At 56.5% G+C, this 21,639-nt stretch carries 20 protein-coding genes; 13 read left to right on the top strand and 7 right to left on the bottom strand.

Features of this window, described 5'->3' with window-relative positions:
- Window positions 1-2: 2 nt before the first annotated feature.
- Together ACH518_RS01365 and dcd are read right to left on the bottom strand one after the other, a co-directional pair.
- Window positions 3-3,221, bottom strand: a complete 3,219-nt coding sequence (locus ACH518_RS01365) for a glycoside hydrolase family 15 protein (protein ID WP_445371580.1) — start codon at window positions 3,219-3,221, stop codon at window positions 3-5.
- A 39-nt stretch (window positions 3,222-3,260) separates the two neighbouring features.
- A complete protein-coding gene (gene dcd, locus ACH518_RS01360; protein WP_140912492.1) occupies window positions 3,261-3,827 on the bottom strand; it encodes a dCTP deaminase in 567 nt (188 codons plus the stop codon).
- 171 nt (window positions 3,828-3,998) lie between these two features.
- Here dcd and ACH518_RS01355 point away from each other — a divergent pair, with 171 nt between their 5' ends.
- From ACH518_RS01355 to ACH518_RS01335, 5 genes are all read left to right on the top strand, one after another.
- Window positions 3,999-4,595: a TetR family transcriptional regulator C-terminal domain-containing protein gene (locus ACH518_RS01355; RefSeq protein ID WP_445371579.1), complete on the top strand. Its 597-nt coding sequence runs from the start codon at window positions 3,999-4,001 to the stop codon at window positions 4,593-4,595.
- A gap of 47 nt (window positions 4,596-4,642) precedes the next feature.
- Window positions 4,643-4,867, top strand: coding sequence for an addiction module protein (locus ACH518_RS01350; protein WP_445371578.1), 225 nt, complete (start codon window positions 4,643-4,645; stop codon window positions 4,865-4,867).
- A gap of 112 nt (window positions 4,868-4,979) precedes the next feature.
- Window positions 4,980-5,606 carry a hypothetical protein gene (locus tag ACH518_RS01345; RefSeq protein WP_278210604.1) on the top strand — a complete coding sequence of 209 codons (627 nt, stop codon included), beginning with the start codon at window positions 4,980-4,982 and terminating at the stop codon, window positions 5,604-5,606.
- Between the two features lie 123 nt (window positions 5,607-5,729).
- On the top strand, window positions 5,730-6,002 hold the full coding sequence (locus tag ACH518_RS01340) for a DUF4242 domain-containing protein (RefSeq protein ID WP_445371577.1): 273 nt from the start codon (window positions 5,730-5,732) through the stop codon (window positions 6,000-6,002).
- 170 nt (window positions 6,003-6,172) lie between these two features.
- On the top strand, window positions 6,173-7,486 hold the full coding sequence (locus tag ACH518_RS01335) for a selenium-binding protein SBP56-related protein (RefSeq protein WP_445371576.1): 1,314 nt from the start codon (window positions 6,173-6,175) through the stop codon (window positions 7,484-7,486).
- Window positions 7,487-7,580: 94 nt separating this feature from the next.
- Here the strand turns inward: ACH518_RS01335 and gatB are convergent, their stop codons facing one another.
- Genes gatB through gatC form a run of 4 tightly spaced genes read right to left on the bottom strand, consistent with a single transcriptional unit; the run spans window position 7,581 to window position 11,401 of the window.
- Window positions 7,581-9,017, bottom strand: coding sequence for an Asp-tRNA(Asn)/Glu-tRNA(Gln) amidotransferase subunit GatB (gene gatB, locus ACH518_RS01330; RefSeq protein ID WP_445371575.1), 1,437 nt, complete (start codon window positions 9,015-9,017; stop codon window positions 7,581-7,583).
- Between the two features lie 19 nt (window positions 9,018-9,036).
- Window positions 9,037-9,639 (bottom strand): Uma2 family endonuclease, encoded by a 603-nt coding sequence (locus ACH518_RS01325; protein WP_140912485.1) that lies wholly within the window; start codon window positions 9,637-9,639, stop codon window positions 9,037-9,039.
- A 13-nt stretch (window positions 9,640-9,652) separates the two neighbouring features.
- Complete coding sequence (gene gatA, locus ACH518_RS01320) at window positions 9,653-11,104, bottom strand: Asp-tRNA(Asn)/Glu-tRNA(Gln) amidotransferase subunit GatA (protein WP_445371574.1); 1,452 nt, start codon at window positions 11,102-11,104, stop codon at window positions 9,653-9,655.
- A 9-nt stretch (window positions 11,105-11,113) separates the two neighbouring features.
- On the bottom strand, window positions 11,114-11,401 hold the full coding sequence (gatC, locus tag ACH518_RS01315) for an Asp-tRNA(Asn)/Glu-tRNA(Gln) amidotransferase subunit GatC (protein ID WP_140912483.1): 288 nt from the start codon (window positions 11,399-11,401) through the stop codon (window positions 11,114-11,116).
- Between the two features lie 114 nt (window positions 11,402-11,515).
- Here gatC and ACH518_RS01310 point away from each other — a divergent pair, with 114 nt between their 5' ends.
- The 8 genes from ACH518_RS01310 (at window position 11,516) to ACH518_RS01275 (ending at window position 20,694) form a co-directional block, all read left to right on the top strand.
- Window positions 11,516-12,559, top strand: a complete 1,044-nt coding sequence (locus ACH518_RS01310) for a rod shape-determining protein (protein WP_054760567.1) — start codon at window positions 11,516-11,518, stop codon at window positions 12,557-12,559.
- Between the two features lie 160 nt (window positions 12,560-12,719).
- The gene (mreC, locus tag ACH518_RS01305; protein WP_445372956.1) at window positions 12,720-13,619 is read left to right on the top strand and encodes a rod shape-determining protein MreC; all 900 of its coding nucleotides are present in this window, start codon (window positions 12,720-12,722) and stop codon (window positions 13,617-13,619) included.
- Window positions 13,606-14,094 (top strand): rod shape-determining protein MreD, encoded by a 489-nt coding sequence (mreD, locus tag ACH518_RS01300; RefSeq protein WP_140912481.1) that lies wholly within the window; start codon window positions 13,606-13,608, stop codon window positions 14,092-14,094. Before mreC ends, mreD begins: the two co-directional genes overlap by 14 nt.
- A 6-nt stretch (window positions 14,095-14,100) precedes the next feature.
- Window positions 14,101-15,951, top strand: coding sequence for a penicillin-binding protein 2 (gene mrdA, locus ACH518_RS01295; protein ID WP_445371573.1), 1,851 nt, complete (start codon window positions 14,101-14,103; stop codon window positions 15,949-15,951).
- A complete protein-coding gene (gene rodA / locus ACH518_RS01290) occupies window positions 15,948-17,078 on the top strand; it encodes a rod shape-determining protein RodA (RefSeq protein ID WP_140912479.1) in 1,131 nt (376 codons plus the stop codon). The genes mrdA and rodA overlap by 4 nt, the downstream gene beginning before the upstream one ends.
- 50 nt (window positions 17,079-17,128) lie before the next feature.
- Window positions 17,129-18,100, top strand: coding sequence for a lytic murein transglycosylase B (mltB, locus tag ACH518_RS01285; RefSeq protein ID WP_445371572.1), 972 nt, complete (start codon window positions 17,129-17,131; stop codon window positions 18,098-18,100).
- 130 nt (window positions 18,101-18,230) lie between these two features.
- Window positions 18,231-19,643 (top strand): MBOAT family O-acyltransferase, encoded by a 1,413-nt coding sequence (locus ACH518_RS01280; RefSeq protein ID WP_445371571.1) that lies wholly within the window; start codon window positions 18,231-18,233, stop codon window positions 19,641-19,643.
- Window positions 19,618-20,694 (top strand): hypothetical protein, encoded by a 1,077-nt coding sequence (locus tag ACH518_RS01275; RefSeq protein ID WP_445371570.1) that lies wholly within the window; start codon window positions 19,618-19,620, stop codon window positions 20,692-20,694. Before ACH518_RS01280 ends, ACH518_RS01275 begins: the two co-directional genes overlap by 26 nt.
- A 27-nt stretch (window positions 20,695-20,721) precedes the next feature.
- On the opposite strand, the gene flgL is transcribed toward ACH518_RS01275, so the two are convergent.
- Entirely contained in the window at window positions 20,722-21,630 is a 909-nt protein-coding gene (gene flgL, locus ACH518_RS01270) for a flagellar hook-associated protein FlgL (RefSeq protein ID WP_445371569.1), read from the bottom strand.
- Window positions 21,631-21,639: the final 9 nt, after the last annotated feature.

The following is a 21,639-nucleotide window of genomic DNA, read 5'->3' as shown; positions in this document are numbered from 1 at the left end:
CCTCACACAGTGGGGTTGGCGTTGTTGAGCAGGTGGATCAAGGCGTCGAGTATCGCGTTGGCGACCGCGTGCGGCGGCAATTGGTAGAAAGCCTGCCAGGCCAGCGAGACACATTCTTCGTAGTGGTCGCGGTAGTGCGGATGCCGTTGCAACCAACTGATTCGCACCGCGTGGCCGATCAGAATATCGGTGACCAGCGTGTCGTCGATATACAGCTCCGGATTCTCCTTGACGATGGAGGCCAGCGCGCGCAACGCTTCCACACTCAACTGCCGATACACCGGCGCCTGAATCTTGTTCAGGATATGGTTGATATGCAGGCGGAAGGTTTGTTCCCCGGCGGTCATCTGCGCCAGCATCATTTCACTGTCGATACGGCGCTTGCTGTTGTATTTCTCGCCGACCATCAAGCCCTTGCAATGGTGCAGCAACGTCCACAAGCCGCTGAAAAAGGCTTCGTTTTCGCGGCCGACGCTGCCTTGCTGTTCGCGCCAGGCATACCAATCTTCGGCCCCGGCGCGGTCTTTCGGGTCCATGGCTTCCGGAAAGCGGGCCGCGGCCAGATCGCGTTGCGGGCCTTCGTAGTTCAAGGTCTCGACTTGGCCGAGCTGATTCTCGCTGTTGTTATAGTCTTCCAGCGTTTCCCGGACCAGCGTTGCGACCTGATGCGGCGGTAGCGATAGTATGTCGTTGAAGGCCTGATCCAGCGAAGAGCTGTGCAAACGCTTGTAGCGGGCGATGATCAATTGCAGGATGTGGCCGACGCGGATGGTGTGCATGTCGGCGAACAGTTCCGGCTTCAGCTTGATCAGCATGCCCAGGTAGAGAATCAATTCCTGGATGATGATTTGCTGGCTGCTGTCGCCGGGATTGAAGGTGCGGATCGTTTCCAGGATTTGCCAGGAATCGGTCGGCCGCCGCAAGGTGGCTTTACCGCTGTAGGCGCGGCCGACGGTCAGGCCGTGTTGGCGCACCAGAATCTCGGTGGCGGCCTGTTCCAGGTTGATGTCGTATTTTTCCAGTAAGCCGGCGCAGCGGCGTACCAAATACCAGGCATGGCAATCGCCGGCGCGGGCGTAGACTTCCTCCAGTAAGTCGCGCACCCGGCACGGTGTACCTTCGCCATTGCGTAGGCCGGTGTCGAAGTCGAGGCCGTGGCGTTGGCATAACAGGCTTAACGCTTCCAACTGGGCATACAGGTTGGGGTTGGTCTGCAAAAGATCGACCAATTGCTCGTCGCCGCCGATTTCCCATTCGGTCACCAGCAGATTATCGACAGCCTGCAGTGTGGTTGCATCGCCGCTGGGCAGGAGCTGGGCGAACGGCCGCTCGCCTTCTTCCCAACTGGCCTCGGAGAATTTGAAATCGTGCAGGTAACCGATGCGCTCGCGGGCGGCCGACGCGACTAAGTCGGTCAGCAAACCGAGCGAGGCGCGTACCCCTTCCAGGGTGCCTTGGCGCAATTGCGCGATGAAGTTCAGCAGCACCTCGCGGTCCGCGTTTTGCAGCATGTTGTGGCGAATGTTGATCGCCAACAACGGCGGCGCGGCGCTGTCGCAATGGTTACTCAGGTAAGTCAGCTCCATGCGCAGGCGCTGGATCAGCAGTTGGTTGTCCATCGCCAGATAGAACCCTTTCTGGTTCATGAATTGCGGCAGGAACAACAAAGGCTCGCCGGCCAGCAGATACAATTTGGAGGTGGATAGCGTGCGCAATTGCCGCAACGGGCGGCCGGTCAGGCCGATCCGGTCGTTACGGCCGACCTGGTGGTAAGCCGCGGCCAATTCGCTGGCGTCGCGGACCTGAATCGGTGCGATTTCGGTCAGGGTTTGCGCCGGAATGCCCAGTGCGCGCAATTCGTCGCGCACCTCGTCGTCTTCGGCCAACAAGGCGATCTGTACGGTAGCGGCGGCGTGCAGCCGGTTGGTCTTGTAACGGCCCAGCGGGTCGATATCGTCCAGGCCGATCAAGCCGTCCTGCAACAGGCCGCCGAGGATGTACAGGCTTTGCGCCCAGACCAGCGGCACGTTCTCGTTGGCGATCCGGGTTTGGCTGTGCGGGTGGCGTTTTTCGGCGGCGATGGCGGGTTCCGGTACGATGTACAACTCCGGCAACAGCCACTGGCCGTTGTGTTCCACCAGCAAATCGTCCAGTTTACGCCGGTAGTCGCCGACGCCTTCGCTGTCTTCGGCAAACAGTTTGTTCAGTAGCAGGTAGCAGAAAAACAGCGGCCATTCGCATTCGATGTCCATGAATTGCTTCAATTCGCTGGGTTCGTAATGCAGGCGCTGATGGTCCTCGATCACCGTTTGGTGGCCGTCGAGCAGAAAGCGTTTGCAGCCGTAACGGCCTTGCAGTTTCTCGACGATCAAGCGCTCGGTGCGGGCGCGCAGCTCCGGGTTGTCGACGGCAAAGGCGGGGAAACCGGTCACGCTCAAAACGGCCGAATCGACTTCCTTGGAGATCGATTCCCGCGGCAGCAGGGATTCCAGCGTGATCCGGCTGCGGGCGATATCGTCGCTGATGACGTGAATCACCGCGGTCTGGCCGCCGTCCTTGCCGAATAGATTGAAGCCGGAAATGGCCTCCAACGCCGCTTTGGCCATGCCGATCGAGCTGGCGTTGAGTTCGGCGATGCCGTGGTTCATTTTGTTGCCGCGTTCCCAAATGCCGTAATCCGGCGTGCGGTAGGCGCGGCTGATGTAGTGCACCAGATTCTGGACGAAGTTGACTTCGTCGGTGGTAAATACGATGCGCAGCCCGGACGCGGTCATTTGCGCCAGCATCAACAAGAACAGCGAGGTGGCGTCCAATTGCAGGTGGCCCCATTCGCTGTCGCCGACCACGACTTCGCCGGTTTGGGTGTTGTACTTGGCGTGCAGCGCGTCCAGCGGGTCTTGGCTATGCTTGAATTTTTCGACCTTGGCCGCCTGGCGCATCATCGCAATCAGCAAACCGCGCATCAGCTTGACCACGCTCTGTTCCAGCAGATAGGTGCGCTCCTGTTGGCCTTCCACTTTACGGTAGGCCAAAGCCAAACCCCATGCCGCCAGGATGCTGTAGACATTGTCGCGGACCCAGGCATCGGTGTAATTGCCGTGGGTATTGACCGCGGTGCTGGCCGGCAGCAGGCCGCTGATCCAGTCCTGGCGCTGCAGAATGATGTCGTGAACTTGGCGGTAGTAGCGGTCGAGCGTTTCAGATGTGCTGGTAGACGTCATGTCGTTATCCCAGGTGAAGTTAAAACGGCGGGACGCCGATCAGGCTTTGGGTAGGGTGACTCCGGTCTGGCCCTGGTATTTGCCGCCCCGGTCTTTGTACGAGGTTTCGCAGATTTCGTCGCCGCCGAAAAACAGCATTTGCGCCACGCCTTCGTTGGCGTAGATTTTGGCCGGCAGCGGGGTAGTGTTGGAGAATTCCAGTGTCACGTGGCCTTCCCATTCCGGTTCCAGCGGCGTAACGTTGACGATGATGCCGCAGCGGGCGTAGGTCGATTTGCCCAAACACACCACCAGCACGTCGCGCGGAATCCGGAAATATTCGACGGTGCGGGCCAGCGCGAACGAATTGGGCGGAATGATGCAGACATCGGATTTAACATCAACGAAGCTGGCTTCGTCGAAATCCTTCGGGTCGACGATCGTCGAGTTGATGTTGGTGAAGATTTTGAATTCGTTGGAGCAGCGGACGTCGTAGCCGTAGCTGGAGGTGCCGTAGGAAATAATGCGGCCCTGGGCGGATTCGCGAATCTGGCCGGCCTGAAACGGCTCGATCATGCCGTGTTGCTCGGACATGCGGCGAATCCATTGGTCTGATTTAATGCTCATGTGGCTGGTTTATCGGTAAGCAGAAACAAAGCTGCAACATAACATAAAACGAAGCCGAAAAATCGCCAATTGGCTGGTCCGGTGGCGTTTGCCGATGCCGTTGGCAAGAGGTATTAAAGAATTAGGAAAAACTGATTTACAAATTAGACGACCGGTCGCATAATGCGGTCCATGGCGAAAACAGCACCCAAACAAGTCAAAAAAGACAGGCTGCTCGATCAGGGCGTCAGTCTGCTATTGGAAAAAGGCTATCACGCCACCGGTCTGAAAGAGATCCTGGACACGGTACAGATTCCGAAAGGCTCGTTTTACAGCTATTTCGGCAGCAAGGAACAATTCGCCGCCGAGGCGATACATCATTACATCGAGCCGTTTATCTTGCGCTTATCCGGCCATTTGCAAAACCCGGAAACGGACGGTTTGGCAGCATTGAAGGCGTACTACCTGGGATTGATAGCCGAAGTGGCGCAAACCGGTTTCAAGGGCGGTTGTTTGCTGGGTAATTTGATGGGTGAGATCGGCGATACCAGTCCATTATGCCGCGATGCCTTGCTGGATGCCGTTGGCAGATACAGCGCCTTACAGCAAGCAGCGTTGGAGCGCGGCCAAAAGCAAGGATCGGTTAGGCTGGACCGTTCGGCAAAGAGCATGGCGGATTTGATGCTGAACGGCTGGCAGGGGGCGCTGCTGCGGATGAAAGTCGAGCAGTCGGTGGAGCCCTTACAGGCGGTTTGTCGGGATTTGTTGGATGATTATTTTCGGGCTTGATTGAGTTCCTGCCTTATCGCATGCTAGCGTTAAATTGGAGGTGATTTATGGATGCGAAGACGATAACCGAACATGCTTTAAAACTGGCTCCGGCAGCAAGAGCGTATATTGCGGAAATACTGATCGAAAGCCTAGACTATGAAGATGACTTTCCGGTTTCCGAGGAGTGGCGGCAAGAAATTGAAAAGCGTTGCAAGGAAATAGACGCCAATTCTGCGCTGCTGCTGGATGGCGAACAAGTCATGGCGGAGTTAAGACAGCACTTTTTATGAAATATTTCCTGCATCTCAAATAGCGTGGTGCGGAAGAGAGTGACATTGTTTTACCGAAAACAGCCATGTCGGTGGATCCAATTTGTTTTTAGTTTTTTAAAAGGAATTTTTTATGAATCAGTCTCGCTACATTGTTTCGATTCTACTGACTTTTGTTATTGCTGGTTGCGCCTCCACCCAGTCTATTACAACTGAAAATAGACTGAAGATTCGGTCAGTAAAGGTAAACCAATCCATCAATAAGACGCCTTACATGTTTTATCTTGGCCCAAAGATGGCGGTTTCTGCTGGCTTTTTGGGTGTTATAGGTGTATTGGCCGCCAACAATCCAAATAAATCAGAAGCAGACTTACTACTCGGGTTTGCTGAAAATAACGGTATTTATATCGACAAAATCGTTTATGAAGAAGTCTCTAAAGCTGCACGGCAAGTTGGCAAATTTGAAGTTATCGAAACTGCAAGCCATGATGACGCAACCTTAAATATTGGAATTTATCAGTATGGTTTTAGTGTGCCTCATGGGTTTAGTTCAGAGCTGGTGCCAATACTGGCGATTGAATGCAATTTGGTCGATTCGTCGGGACAGGTTTTATGGCTTGATCGAGAGCAAGTGTTGTCTCTGGGAAATCCGTCGAATAGTTTTTCTCTAAAAGAGATCGAAGATAATCCGAAGTTGATCGATGAAATGTGGCGTGTCTCCGCTAAAACTATCTCCGAGAAACTTTTTAATGATATGTAGCAGTGAGTAGGCTGGGTTTCATTTCATTCAACCCAGCCTACGAATCGAAACAACCGCTGCCCACCTGGCAGCATTTTTTAATGCCGGCAAATTAGACGACCGGTCATTTATTAGGAGGTCATCATGCCCAAATACATCATCGAACGCGACATTCCCGGCGCCGGCCAGTTGACGCAAGCCGAGCTGCAAGGCATTTCGCAAAAATCCTGCGGCGTGTTGCGCGAGATGGGGCCGCGTATCCAATGGCAGCACAGCTATGTCACCGGCGACAAGGTGTATTGTATTTACATCGCCGACAGCGAGCATGCGATCCGAGAGCACGCCGAGCAGGGCGGTTTTCCGGCCAATCGGATCGAGGAAATCAAGACCGTGATCGATCCGACCTCGGCCGATTGAGCGATATCAGCTTGCGTATCGCCTATGTTGCGGCCTCAAACGGTAGGCCGGAATAAGCCGTCAGGCGTTTCCGGCAAACCTTTCGGTGCAGCCCAGGTAAATTCTGCCGGAAGCGTTGACGCTTATTCAGGCCTATATCACCACAACACCTTCTCGGGGGAGAGAACACCATGAACTTTAAACTCAGCACCTTTACCGCCGCGCTAATGCTCGGCACCGCCAGCCTGTCGACCAGCGCCGACGAAACCTGCGCCTCGCCGTACATGGCGAAAATCACCGGCCAGGAAGATTTCGTTTACATCTGGACTTTGGGTGCGGAAGGCGTCGGCGACGAGCAGGACAAACTGGTCACCGTCGACGTCAATCCCAAATCCAAGCAATACGGCAAAGTCGTCGCTAGCTTGTCGGTCGGCGGCCGCAACGAAGCTCACCATTCCGACTTTACCGACGACCGTAAATTTCTGTGGGCCGGCGGTTTGGATACCAACAAGATTTTCATCTTTGACGTCGCCACTGACCCAGCCAAACCCAAATTGACTAAAACCATCACCGACTTCGTGGCCAAGAGCGGCGGCGTGGTCGGCCCGCACAGTTTGTATGCCTTGCCGGGGCGAATGGTCATCACCGGCCTGTCCAATAATAAAGATCACGGCGGCCGCACCGCGATTGTGGAATACAGCAATGCCGGCGACTACATCGCCACCTACTGGCTGCCGACCGACGACAATCTGCAAGGTGCGATCAAATCCGGCAAATACGCCGACGGCTACAACTACGATGTAAGGGCTTTACCACGCAAGAACTTGATGCTGACCTCGTCGTTTACCGGCTGGTCGAACTACATGATGGATTTCGGCAAGATGCTGGCCGACCCCGAAGCGATGAAACGCTTCGGCAATACCGTGGTGCAATGGGATTTGCACAGCCGACAGCCGAAAAAAGTGTTCGACGTGCCGGGGGCGCCGCTGGAAATCCGTTGCGCCTGGGACGAAGCGCATAATTACTGCTTCACCAGCACCGCGCTGACTTCGAAAATCTGGCTGATTTACCAGGACGACAAAGGCGAATGGCAAGCCAAGGATGTGGCCGACATCGGCGAACCGGCCAAGGTGCCGTTGCCGGTGGATATTTCGATCTCCAGCGACGACAAGACCTTGTGGGTCAACACCTTCATGGACGGCAAAACCCGCCGCTTCGACATCAGCGACCCGTTCCACCCCAAACAAGTGTTCGAGCAAAAAATCGGCGCCCAGGTCAACATGGTGTCGTCGAGCTGGGATGGCAAGCGCCTGTATTACACCTCGTCGCTGCTGGCGAATTGGGACAAGAAAGGCGCCGACAACGAGCAGTACTTCAAGGCTTATAGTTGGGACGGCGACAAGTTGACCGAGCAGTTCTCGATCGACTTCAATAAAGAGAAACTGGGCAGGGCGCACCAGATGCGGTTCGGCGCCTACGCCTTGTACGGTAAAGCGCCGAAATAAGCGGTTGGCCCGCTGACCGCTGCCGGATTCGGCGAGCGGTCAGTGAGGGCGGAGGCTTTGCTACGGCTCCCGTGCTTAACGGGAGCCGCTACGCTTAGCCTTTAAGCTTGGCAATCAACATTTTGTTGACTTCGGCCGGATTGGCCTTGCCTTGGGTTTGCTTCATGATTTGGCCGACCAGAGCCATCAGCGCTTTTTCTTTGCCGGACAAATATTGCTCTACCGGGCCCGGATTGGCGGCGATGACGCTGTCGACGATGGCTTCGATGGCGCCGGTGTCGGTGATTTGCTTCAGGCCTTCTTTTTCGATGATTTCGTCGGCGGTTTCGCTGCCGTTCCACAGTTTGTCGAACACCTGCTTCGCGGTTTTGCCAGAAATGGTGTTGTCGGCGACCCGTTTCAGCAGGCCGGCCAAACGCTCAGCGCTGACCGGGCAATCGCCGATTTCCAGGCCGGCCTTGTTCAGGGCGCCGAGCACATCGCCGGTCAGCCAGTTGGTCGCCAATTTGGCTTCGCCGGATTCAGCCACGACTTTTTCGTAAAAGTCGGCCAGTTCGCGCGAAGAGGTCAAGGTGGCGGCGCTTTCGCCGTCCATGCCGTATTGGGCGATGAAGCGGCTTTTCTTGGCATCCGGCAGTTCCGGCAACGTGGCGCGGATTTCGTCTTTCAAGGCTTCTTCGATCACGACCGGCAACAAGTCGGGATCGGGAAAGTAACGGTAGTCGTTGGCTTCTTCCTTGCTGCGCATCGAGCGGGTTTCGTCTTTGTTGGCGTCGTACAGGCGAGTTTCCTGCACCACTTTGCCGCCGCCTTCGATCAGGTCAATCTGTCGTTCGATTTCGTGATTGATGGCTTTTTCGACGAAACGGAAGGAGTTGATGTTCTTGATTTCAGCGCGGGTGCCGAATTCCTTCTGGCCTTTGGGGCGGACCGAGACGTTGGCGTCGCAGCGGAACGAGCCTTCCTGCATGTTGCCGTCGCAGATTTCCAGGTAGCGCACCAGTTCGTGCAGTTTGCGCATGTAAGCCACGGCTTCCTTGGCCGAGCGCATGTCCGGTTCGGAGACGATTTCCAGTAATGGTGTGCCGGCGCGGTTCAAATCGATGCCGGTCAGGCCGTGAAAGTCTTCGTGCAGCGACTTGCCGGCGTCTTCTTCCAAATGGGCGCGGGTGATGCCGATGCGTTTGGTCTCGCCGTCGACTTCGATATCCAGATGGCCGTTGCCGACGATGGGTAGTTCGAACTGGCTGATTTGGTAGCCTTTCGGTAAATCAGGATAAAAGTAGTTTTTACGGGCGAAGATTGAGTGCGGGGCAATCTCAGCGTCGATGGCCAGGCCGAAGGTGACGGCCTTGCGCACCGCGTCCTGATTCAGCACCGGCAACACGCCGGGCAAACCCAAATCGACCGCGCAGGCCTGGGTATTGGGTTCGGCGCCATACGCGGTGGCGGCACCGGAAAAGATTTTGGATTTTGTAGAGAGTTGGGTGTGGATTTCCAGGCCGATGACGGCTTCCCATTGTGAGCTCATGGTGCTTTCCTTTTAAAACTTATTCGGCAAAAACGTCGTTCAGGTCGATTTGCAGGTCGGGGAATAAATACGGCGTGGCGATTTCGTCGCCGGGGTGCATGGCATGCAGCTGGTATTTTTCCTGCTCGTCGAGGACGAACTGGTACAGTGTTTGTTCGTAGGGATGTACGATCCAGTATTCAGTGACGCCGCTTTCTTGATACAGCTGGTATTTCAGGCGCAACTCCCGTTGGCTGTTGCCCGGAGATAAAATTTCGATAATCCAGTCCGGGGCGCCGTCGCAGCCCTGTTCGGTCAGTTTTTCCCGGTCGCAAATCACGCACAGATCGGGTTGGACCACGCTGAAGGCTTCGCGGTCTTTAAGCAAGGATTCGCGGCGGTCGTAGAGTTTGACGTCGAACGGCGCCACGTAGACATTGGGCTGCTTGTGTTTGAAGTAGCTGCCTAAGCTGACCGATAGATTTAGCGACACGCTCTGATGCTTCCTGCTCGGCGCCGGCGACATCGCCATAACCTTGCCCTTGATCAACTCGACGCTTTCCTCCAGCCGCCAAGTCAGATAATCGGCATAGCTGTAAGTGCCGTTCAAATCCAGTTGCGAAAGTTGCGTGATAGGCGCCATGGTGCCTCCCGGGTTATTCGAAGCCTTTGGGACTTTGCAAATGCCAATCGGTGGCTTGCTGGTAGCGGTGGCCGATGTTCAGCAATTTGGCTTCGCTGAAATAATTGCCGATCACCTGCAAACCGACCGGCAGTCCGCCGATGAAGCCGGCCGGAATCGACATCGCCGGTAAACCCGCCAGGTTGATGGCGATCGTGTAAATGTCTTCCAGATACATTTGGATCGGGTCGCTGGTTTTTGCGCCGATCTTGAAGGCGGTGCCGGGCGTGACCGGTCCCATCAGCACATCCACCTCGCTTAACGCACGCTTGAAGTCGTCGCTGATCAGGCGACGTACTTGCTGAGCCTTCAGGTAATAGGCGTCGTAATAGCCGGCCGACAACGCATAAGTGCCCATCAGAATGCGGCGTTTGACTTCGGCACCGAAGGCTTCGCCACGCGAGCGAGTGTAGAGGTCGGTCAGGTCGGCCGGATTTTGGCAGCGGTAACCGAAACGGACGCCGTCGTAACGCGACAGGTTGGACGAGCATTCGGCCGAGGCGATCACGTAATAAGCCGGAATCGCCAATTCCAGGTTCGGCATATCGACTTCCTGTACCGTGGCGCCGAGCTTTTGGTATTCGGCAATCGCGGCCTGAATGGTTGCCGCCATTTGGCTATCGAGCTGGCTGCTGAAAAACTGTTTGGGCAGGCCGATTTTCAAGCCCTGCAGACTGTCGTTCAGGCCGGCACTGTAATTGGGGACTGGCTGATCGACGCTGGTGGAGTCTTTGCTATCGAAGCCGGCCATGGTTTGCAGCAACAGCGCGGCGTCTTCGGCGTTACGCGCCATCGGCCCGCCCTGGTCCAGACTGGAGGCGTAGGCAATCATGCCGTAACGCGATACCCGGCCGTAAGTCGGTTTCAAACCGGTGATGCCGCAAAACGCCGCCGGCTGGCGAATCGAGCCGCCGGTATCGGTGCCGGTCACGGCCGGTGCCAAGCGTGCGGCGACGGCGACTGCCGAACCGCCGGATGAGCCGCCGGCGACGCAGTCGGTGTTCCAGGGGTTACGCGCCGGGCCGTAGAAACTGGTTTCGTTGGACGAGCCCATCGCGAATTCGTCCATGTTCAATTTGCCCAGCGTCACTGCCCCGGCCTGGTTGAATTTATCGACGACGCTGGCATCGTAAGGCGCGACAAAGTTGTCCAGCATTTTCGAGCCGCAACTGGTTTTAATGCCCAGAGTGCAGAAAATGTCTTTGTGGGCGATCGGAATCCCGGTCAAATCGCTTGCATCGCCGGTGGCCAAGCGTTGATCGGCGGCCGCGGCCTGGGCTAACGCGTGTTCCTCGCTGATGGTGATGAAGGCGTTTAGCGCTGGGTGTTGTTTGATCCTTGCCAAAAAGGCGTGGGTTAGTTCGACGCTGGAAAATTGTTTGGCGCGCAGGCCGGCCGCCAGCTCGCTTAAAGTCTTGTTGTGCATGGGGTGTCCTTACTCGATGACTTTGGGAACCAGATACAAACCGGCTTCGGTTTGCGGGGCGATGGCTTGAAAATGCTCGCGCTGGTTGGTTTCGGTGACGTGGTCGGCGCGCAGGCGCTGGGTTTGGTCCAAGGGATGCGCCATCGGCGCGATGCCGGCGGTATCGAGTTGGCCCATTTTGGTCATCAAATCCAAGATGCCGGACAGGTCTTTTGCATAGTGTTCGACGTCTTGTTCGGCAATGCCCAACCTTGCCAGGTGAGCGATTTTTTTAACGTCATTCGCCGTTAAGGACATTCTTCTAACTCCAGGTTTTCTTAGTAAAACTATGATACTTTATATCTTGCTCAAATACCCGCTTGATTGATAAAGTAGCGGGATTTTCCGTGTGCGCTTAGGGTACTGCTCAAAATGTTTAAAAGAATTCGTGGCCTGTTTTCCAACGATTTGTCAATCGATTTGGGAACGGCAAATACGCTGATTTATGTTCCGGGCCAGGGCATCGTACTCAATGAACCGTCTGTTGTTGCAATCAAGGAAGACAAAATTCGCGGCCAGAAAACCATCGCCGCGATCGGCGCCGACGCCAAAAACATGCTGGGCCGCACACCCGGCAACATCACCGCGATCCGACCGCTAAAAGACGGCGTAATCGCCGACTTCGCCGTCACCGAGCGCATGCTGCGGTTTTTTATCAAAAAAGTGCACGAAAACAAATTGCTGCGGCCGAGCCCGCGCATTCTGATCTGCGTGCCCTGCGGCTCGACCCAGGTCGAGCGGCGGGCGATTCGCGAGTCGGCGGCGATGGCCGGCGCCCGCGAAGTCTACCTGATCGAAGAGCCGATGTCGGCCGCGGTCGGCGCCGGTCTGCCGGTCGATGCCGCGCACGGTTCGATGGTATTGGATATCGGCGGCGGTACGTCCGAGGTGGCGGTGATTTCGTTGAACGGTATCGTTTATTCCGCGTCGGTGCGGATCGGCGGCGACCGTTTCGACGAATCGATCATCAGCTACGTGCGGCGCAATTACGGCACCTTGATCGGCGAAGCCACCGCCGAAAAAATCAAACACGAAATCGGCGCCGCCTACCCCGGCAGCGAAGTGCGGGAGATGCAGGTCACCGGTCGTAATCTGGCCGAGGGCGTGCCGCGCAGCTTTTCGTTGAACAGCAACGAAATTCTGGAAGCCCTGCAGGAGCCGTTGTCCGGCATCGTCAGCGCGGTCAAGGTGGCATTGGAGCAGACTCCGCCGGAACTCGGCGCCGACGTTGCCAGCCGCGGTATTGTGTTGACCGGCGGTGGGGCTTTGTTGAAAGATATCGACCGTTTGATCTCCGAGGAAACCGGCTTGCCGGTTTATATCGCCGACGACCCTTTGACCTGCGTCGCCCGCGGCGGCGGTATGGTGCTGGAAATGCTCGACGCCAAAGGCGCTTCGGCGTTTTCCTTGGAATAATATCCGACAGCATTTCTGCCGGGGCTGGTGCGGAGGCCAAAGCCCGTCCTTCTTAATTCATACTTGTATCTGGCCCGGTATTGTTTCAAGCCGGGCTTGACGTCTTCCGCACGCGTTGGCGGCGATTTTGAACGTTGCGTTTAGACATTAGAGGTTTGCCATCAAACTTTTATTCGCCAAAGGTCCTTCGCTAAATACCCGGTTGCTGGTAGCGTTGCTGGTTTCCGTTTCGATGCTGGTGATCGATTACCGTAGCGAGCGGCTGAGCCGCTTGCGTTCCTTGCTGTCGGTGCTGACCTACCCCTTGCAGGCTCTGGCTTCATTGCCGGTGGACTTGTCCCATTCCGTCTCCGACACGGTGATTTCCTTCGTTGAGTTGCAAAAAGAGAATCGCCGCTTGAAAGAGCAGCAATTCGTCAACGACGCCAAATTGTTGAAACTGGCCGCCTTGGAAAAGGAAAACACCCGCCTGCGCATGTTGCTGGAGAACTCGTTTCAACTCGGCGAGCAGGTATTGATAGCCGAGCTGGTCTCGGTGAAACTGGCGCCGTACGAGCACACCGTGGTGGTCAATAAAGGCGCCCGATTTGGCGTGCACGCCGAGCAGCCGGTGCTCGATGCCAACGGCATCGTCGGCCAGGTGGTCCGAGCCTTGCCGTCCAGTTCCGAGGTGATGCTGATTACCGACCCGGACCATGCCATTCCGGTGCAAGTCAACCGCAATGGTTTGCGTACCATTGCCTTCGGTACCGGCCAACCCAACCGTCTGCACTTGCCGTTCCTGGCAAATAACGCCGATGTCGTGCCGGGCGACTTGCTGGTCACCTCCGGCTTGGGCGGTGTGTTTCCGGCGGGTTACCCGGTCGCCGTAGTCGATAAGTTCGAGGCCAGACCGGACAAGTCTTTCGCCAATATCTACGCCACACCGAAAGCCGATCTAGACAAGAGCCGCGAATTCTTGATCGTCTGGAGCCATTCGACGCCGGTGGTGCTGGGCGAACCGGGCAAGCCGCCGGCCGATGTTCAGGACGGACGGGAGAGTGCCAATGGCGCGCCTTGACCTGTTGGCGGCTACCTATTTCCTGGTTACCGTTGCTGCGGCGATGGTGCTCAGGGTGATGTCCTTATTTCCGGCAATGGACATCTTTAATCCGGATTGGGTGGTTTTGGTGTTGATTTACTGGTCGATTGCTTTGCCGGAACGGTTTGGCGTGTTTACCGCTTGGAGCGTGGGGCTGCTGACCGACGTGTTGACCGGCCGGTTATTGGGGCAGTATGGATTGATCTATGCGCTGGTCTGTTACTTCAGCATCAACGAACATCGCCGGCTGCGCCAATTCCCCATCGTGCAACAGTGCCTGTGGGTGTTGTGTTGTCTGCTGGCATCGCAATGCGTTACTTTCGGATTGGAAAGCATGCGGGCCGGCAACCGTTTGCCGCTGGAGTTCTGGTATCCGGTGCTGAGCGGAACTTTGGCCTGGCCGCTGGTGTTTGTGGTGTTGCGCTATATCCGGGTCATGGCGCGCATCGTCTGATCGGGTATGGATAGAAAATTCGCGATCAAGGACCCGTTGGCGGAAAGCCGCCTGTTTCTGAGCCGTATCGTTACGGCTTTTGTCTTGATCTTGTTCCTGATAGTCGGACTGGTGGTGCGCCTGGTTTATCTGCAGGTGGTCGGTCACGAGCACTACGCCACGCTCTCCAAAGACAACCGCATCAAAATCTCGCCGCTGCCGCCGACCCGGGGCGTGATTTACGACCGTAAAGGCCGGATGTTGGCGGAAAACGTGCCGACTTACAGCCTGGAATTGATCCCGGAACAGATCGGCGACCTGGACGATACGCTGAAGCGGTTGCAGCAGTTGTTGAATATTTCCGACGAAAAAATCGACGCCTTCCATAAGCTGCGCAAGCGCAATAAATCCTTTACCACGACGCCGTTGCTGCAAAATCTGACCGACGAGGATGTCGCCAAGTTTGCCGTGGTGCGGCCGTATTTTCCCGGCGTCGATGTTTATGCCCGGCTGGTGCGGCATTACCCCTACGCCGACTTGGCGGCGCACGTGGTTGGTTACGTGGGCCGGATCAGCGAGGATGAGCTGAAAAAACTGCCGCTGGAGCAATACCGCGGCACCGACCAGATCGGCAAAATCGGCATCGAAAAGTATTACGAAAGCCATTTGCTCGGTACCGCCGGCTACGAAGAGATCGAAACCAACGCCCAGTCCAGAGCCTTACGGACTGTGTCGACGGTGGAGCCGGTGGCCGGTTCCAACATTTATTTGACGCTGGATATCGATTTGCAAAGAATCGCTTACAACGCGCTACAGGAATATAACGGCGCCGCGGTGGCAATCGAAATCAAGACCGGTGGGGTGCTGGTGTTCGCCAGCCGGCCGGGTTTCGACCCGAATCCGTTCGTGTCCGGCATCTCGGCCAAGGATTACAAAGCCTTGAAGGATTCCGAGGATCAGCCACTATACAACCGGGCCTTGCGCGGCTTGTACCCGCCCGGATCGACGATGAAACCGTTCTATGCGCTGGCCGGCCTGGAGTATGGCGTGATCGATTACGGCCACCGTTTGTTTTGCCCCGGCTATTACAAATTGCCCAACGTCGATCATAAATACCGGGATTGGAAGAAATGGGGACACGGCATGGTCGACATGAGCGAAGCCATCACCGAATCCTGCGATGTGTATTTTTACGACCTGGCGATGGCCCTGGGCATCGACAGAATGTCCAGTTTCATGAACAAATTCGGTTTCGGCGAAAAGAGCGGTATCGATCTGGTGGGAGAGGTCGACGGCCTGATGCCGTCCAAGGAATGGAAACGGCGGTATCGCAACCAAGCCTGGTTTCCCGGCGAGACGGTGATTACCGGGATTGGCCAGGGCTATACCCAGGTGACGCCGTTGCAGTTGGCGCGCGCTACCGCGACGCTGGCCAATTACGGCAAAGTAGTCAACCCGCATCTGGCCCATGAAATTATCACGCCCGACTATGCTGCACCGCCCGAACTGCGTATCGTCCCCGACATTCCATTGAAGCCGGCCAATGTGGACAACATCCTCCGCGCCATGACCAATGTGGTGCACAGCCCGCGCGGCACGGCGAAATTGATCGCAAAAAACATCAATTACCAGATTGCCGGCAAAACCGGAACCGCGCAGGTGTTCACGGTCAAGCAGGAGGAAAAGTACAACGAGGACGCGATCGATTTCAAAATGCGCGACCATGCCTTGTTTATCGCCTTGGCGCCGGTGCACGATCCGCAGATCGCCGTTGCGGTGATCGCCGAGCATGGCGGCCACGGCGGTTCGGTTGCCGCGCCGATTGCGGCCGAAATTATCGACGCTTACCTTAATCAGCCCAAGGATGCCGCGCCATGAGACACGAAATGCGCAACGAGCAATTCCAGGCGCCGTCGTTGCTTGGCAGCCTACTGCGTAAATTGCATATCGATATACCGCTATTCATCGGTTTGCTGATGATCTTGGCGTTGAGTTGCGTGATTTTGTACAGCGCCGGCGGCCAGCAAGTTTCGATGCTGGTGCGGCATGCCAGCCGCGCCGGCTTGGCGATCGGCTTGATGACGGTGTTGGCGCATATCAATCCGCGCCGGTTTCAGAGTTTTTCCGTCGTGTTGTTCTCGGTATGCGTGCTGTTGCTGGTTGGTGTGGCGGTCATCGGCCAGATCAGTATGGGGGCTCAACGTTGGCTGGATTTGGGGTTTTTTAGGTTTCAGCCGTCCGAGTTCACTAAAATCAGCGCGCCGATGATGGTGGCTTGGTATTTGGCCGAGCACTCGTTGCCGCCCAAACCCAAACACGTGATGATCGCGGCCGGCCTGTTGCTGGTGCCGGTGCTGTTGATCGCCAAACAGCCGGATTTGGGGACGGCGTTGTTGGTGGCCAGCTCGGGGGCGGCGGTGCTGTTTTTTGCCGGCTTGTCCTGGTGGTTCATGTTGAGCGCGGTGGTCGGGCTGGCGGCGTCGACACCGATTCTGTGGCACTTCATGCGCGAATACCAGCGCAACCGGGTGTTGACGCTGTTCAATCCGGAGGCCGATCCGATGGGCACCGGTTACCATATCATTCAATCGAAAATCGCGATCGGTTCGGGCGGCATCAACGGCAAGGGTTGGCTGGGCAGTACCCAGGCCGAATTGGATTTTCTGCCGGAGAGTTCCACCGATTTCATCTTCGCGGTTTTCGCCGAAGAGTTCGGATTGTTCGGCTGCGTCGGCCTGCTGCTGTTGTACTTGCTGGTGATCAGTCGCTGCTTTTATATCGCGGTGCAGGCTCAGGATACCTATTGCCGATTGCTGGCCGGCAGCCTTTCGTTTACCTTTTTTGTCTATGTGTTCGTCAATATCGGCATGGTGATCGGCATATTGCCGGTGGTCGGCGTGCCGCTGCCGCTGGTCAGTTACGGCGGCACGTCGATGGTGACATTGATGGCCGGTTTCGGTATTTTGATGTCCATCCACACCCACCGGAAGTTGTTGCCGGTATAACGCACGCCCGGTCGTCGGCCGGGCCATTTTTATAGAACTTTGACATGACTATGAAAACCAAATTTGCGGTTCTGCTGTTGTCGTTAATCGGCGTCAGTCCTGTTACCGCCGAAATCGCGCCGACCGATTCATTCAACGCCTTCGTCAAACACATGGCCAAGCAGCACCGGTTCAACGAAACGGAATTGCGCACGCTGTTCAAAGCCGTGAATATCCAGCAGCCGATTCTGGATGCGATGTCCAAACCGGCCGAAGGCAAGCCCTGGTTTCAATACCGGGAAATTTTCATGACCGAAGCCCGCATCGCCGGCGGTGTGCAATTCTGGAAAGACAATGCCGCGACCTTGCAGGCGGTGGAGCGCCAGTACGGCGTGCCGGCCGAAATCATCGTCGCCATCATCGGCGTCGAAACCAAGTACGGTGCCCATACCGGCAAATACCGGGTGATCGACGCGTTAGCCACGCTCGGTTTCGCCTATCCGCCGCGTAGCGAGTTCTTTCTGAAGGAACTGGAGCAATTCCTGGTGCTGGCGCGGGAAGAGCACATGGAGCCGTTGCAACCGATGGGTTCCTATGCCGGAGCGATGGGATTCCCGCAATTCATGCCCAGCAGTTTCCGCAGCTTTGCCAAGGATTTCGACGGCGACGGCAAGCGCGATATCTGGACCAATCCGGCCGACGCCATCGCCAGCGTTGCCCATTATTTCGTGCGCAACCAGTGGCAGCCGGGCGCGCCGGTAGCCTATCCGGTTTCGGCCAAGGGCGAAGCCTATCTGCAGGCCCTGAGCAAAGGCGTCAAACCCGATATCGGCGTGGCCGAACTGCGCCAGTTGCAGGTTGAGTTGCCGCCGCAATTGGCCGGTACCGAAAAGGTCAAACTGTTGAGTTATCAGCAACAGGCCGGCGAGGATTTGTGGCTTGGATTGCATAACTTCTACGTCATCACCCGCTACAACCACAGCCCGCTTTACGCGATGGCGGTATACCAACTGAGCCAGGCCATCGCCGCGCGCAAGACCTAATCTGCTGGGCAGATAACCGGCGCGGGGCGGATTATTCGGCCCGCGTGCTGCCGAATTTGCCGCTATGGACTACGCTTAGCCGAAACTTTTTCGGCGGCCGTCCGTTCCGGCCTCGGTCAGCAACGTCTTTATGCAATTCGACTCGTTTTTATTTCTGATTTTTTGGCTGGTCGTTCTGGCCTTGTATTACTCGATCCGGGATTGGCGCGGCCGCAAATTGATGCTGTTGATCGCCAGTTACTTGTTTTACGCGGCCTGGAACCCGCCGTTTGTCGTGTTGCTGTGGATTTCGACCAATGTCGATTTTTGTCTGGGCAAGCTGATCGGCGCGGCGCAGCATCAGTCGCGGCGTAAGGCATTATTGGCGGTAAGCCTGCTGGTCAATCTGGGGTTTCTGGGTTTTTTCAAATATGCCGATTTCCTGAATCAAACCGCTGCCGAAATCTTGGCTTGGTTCGGCATAGGCTACCAGCCGCAACCTTTAGGCATCGTGCTGCCGATCGGCATTTCGTTTTATACCTTTCAAAGCCTGTCCTACACCTTGGACGTCTATCAACGCAAAATCGCTGCGGAAACCAGCTTGCTCGACTTTTCCTTGTTCGTGACATTTTTTCCGCAACTGGTGGCCGGCCCCATCGTCAGGGCGCCGCAGTTTTTACCGCAATGCAAGACGCCGCGGCAAACCGGTGTCGACCAGTTCGTCTGGGGCTTGACCTTGTTTTTGTTCGGCGTGTTCGCCAAAGCCATACTGGCCGACGTCGGCTTGGCGCCGGTGGTGGACCAAGTCTATGCCGATCCCGCAGCCTTCGGTGCGGGGGATGCGTGGTTGGCGGTGCTGGCCTTTTCCGGGCAGATCTTTTTCGATTTTGCCGGCTACTCACTGTGCGCGATCGGGGCGGCGATGACCTTGGGCTTCAGCCTGCCCGATAATTTCCATTGCCCTTACGGCGCTTTGGGCTTCTCCGATTTCTGGCGGCGCTGGCATATTTCGCTATCGAGCTGGTTGCGGGATTACCTTTATTTCAGTCTGGGCGGTAACCGCGTCCGCCCGTTGCGGACCGGTTTTAACTTACTGCTGGTCATGGTTCTGGGCGGTTTGTGGCACGGCGCTGCCTGGACCTTTGCTTTGTGGGGTGTGATTCACGGCACGTTTTTGGCGGTGGAACACGGCTTGAAACACGCTGCAGGGTTTCGCCTTGAAAGTTCTGCCGCGAAACTGGCGCTGATGTTGGCGACATTTTTGTTGGTGTCGTTAACCTGGATTCCGTTTCGGGCTCAGGGCTTCGAAAACCTGGCAGCGATGGCGGCCGCATTGGTCCGGAGCGATGGCGCTGCCGTCCTGGCTCAGTCCAGCCGCATCGCGGTGGCCGGCATCGTGGCGGCCATGCTGCTCTGGCATATTCTCGCCCGCGAAATTCGGCTGGAGCAAATCTTCGAACGGTTTTCGCCCATGGTCCGCGGCGCGCTGATCGCCGTTTTAACAACTTCCGTCGTCATATTTTCCAACGGTGACAGTCGTGCCTTCATTTATTTCCAATTCTAGCGATCGGTTACCCAAGCCCGCCGTCAAGCGCGCATTTGGCTTCGGCTTGCTGGCGGCCGTATTGTTATTGGCCGTGGTCGAACTCCGGCTGCGGCAAATCGGCTTTCAGCCGACCGTGCAGGACAGTAAAGAGTTGTGGGCGGCGCAACGCGGTAAGGCGGCGCTATTGGGTAAGCGGGCTTTGGTTTTGGTGGGCGACTCGCGGATGCAATTGGGCATGGATCTGGACGTGCTGGCGGCCGAGACCGGTCTGATGCCGGTGCAACTGGCGATAGACGGCTCGGAGTTTTTACCGGTATTGGCCGATCTGGCTCGGGACCCCGCAATCACCGGTAAACTGTTGGTGTCCGGCGACGTTTGGAAACTGACTGCAAATCGGCCGCGCGACCGCGCCGAAGAATGGGTGGAGTTCTATCACCGAAAATACAAGGATCTGGTGTCGGCCAAATTGGAAACCTTGTTGAAAAGCCAGGTTCAACAGCAGTTGGCGTTATACGGCGGCGGCATTCCGCCGTTGGAATTGTTCAAACGGCTGACCACACCGGGTAAAGTCAGGCCGCTTTATTTAAAAACGGATGCCAACCGCGAACGCGACGCTGACTATGAGCTCGTGGAACAACCCGGTTTTTACATCAACCGGGTGCTACGCAGTTTGGGGCAGCCGATCAATATGGCCGGCATCGATACGCAGCAGAAGTTCGAGCAGGCCGTCGGCGACAAACTAAGGCAGTCGGCTGCGGTGCAATTGTCCGCGGACCAATTCGCTTATACCAACGACCTTGCCCGGCAAATCAAGAACAAGGGCAGCAATCTGGCTTTTATCAATTTCCCGTCGACGGCTCTGGTCAGAACCATAGAGGAATACCGTTTTCCGCGAGAGGCGGGCTGGGACGTGTTTGCGGCGCATAGTCCGGCGCTTGCCTTTAATTGCTGGGATTATCCGGAATTTGATTTCGCGTTGCCGGATGGCGCGCATCTGGACCAGCGTGACAAGGCCGAATTCACCCGGAGTCTGGTCGTCAAGCTGAAGGCGCTGGGATTCTTCAGTTGAGTCCCGGCCGCGCCGGCCGGCGAGGGCTCAGGATATGTAGTTGAACAGCGACAGGTTTTGCACCTTGGTGAACGCATGCTGCGCGGCTTGTAGAGAGATCTGTTGCTGATTGAATTTGCTCAGGGCTTCGGCGTAGTCCAAATCGCCGATGTCGGATGCAGTCGCTTTGTTGTCCAGGATGTAGTCGGCGTTCAGGTTTTCCTGACCGTCCAATGCATTCAGCCGGGCACCGGTCGAGGCGCGGATATTGTCGAAACGAACCAGCGCCCGGTCGATGTCATCCAGCGAATTTTTATTCGGCGTGTTGGCCTTCAAATCGCTGGATAACTGAGCGACCGCTTGCAATACGTTGTCGATCGACCCGGCGCTCAGTGGTGCCAACTGGATTGTGCCGAACACCGCTTCGCCGGGATCGCCGTCGGTGACGACCCGGTTGGGGCCGATGCCGATTTGGCGTTGGTTGCCGTCGCCCAGATAAGCGTAATCCGGGGTGTCGGTAAAGGCCGGCTTATCGCTGGCGTAGCCGGAAAACAAATACTCGCCGTTGGCGTTTTTGGTGTTGGCGATGCTGAGCAAATGCTTGTTCAACTCGTCGATTTCCATCGCGATTTGCTTGCGGTTGGTTTGAGTATTGGTGTCGTTCAGCGCCTGTACCGTCAACTCGCGGATCCGGTGCAAGACGTCGGTCGCGTTTGCCAGATTCGACTCTTGCAGGTCCAGCCGTTGCCGCGCCACTCCGATGTTGGTTTGGTATTGCTGGTTTTCCTTTATGTTTTGCTCCAGGCTGAGCATGCTGGTCGCCGCCACCGCGTTTTCGGCCGGATTCAAATACTTTTTGCCGGACGACAGTTTCAACTGGGTTTCGTTGAGCTTCGATTGTTGATCCAGCATCGCACTCAAGCCGAGCTGATGATTCCAGGAAGTTGAAATACGCATGCTAATCTC

Source organism: Methylomonas sp. HW2-6, assembly GCF_052474525.1.
This window is presented reverse-complemented; position numbering and strand designations above follow the sequence as displayed.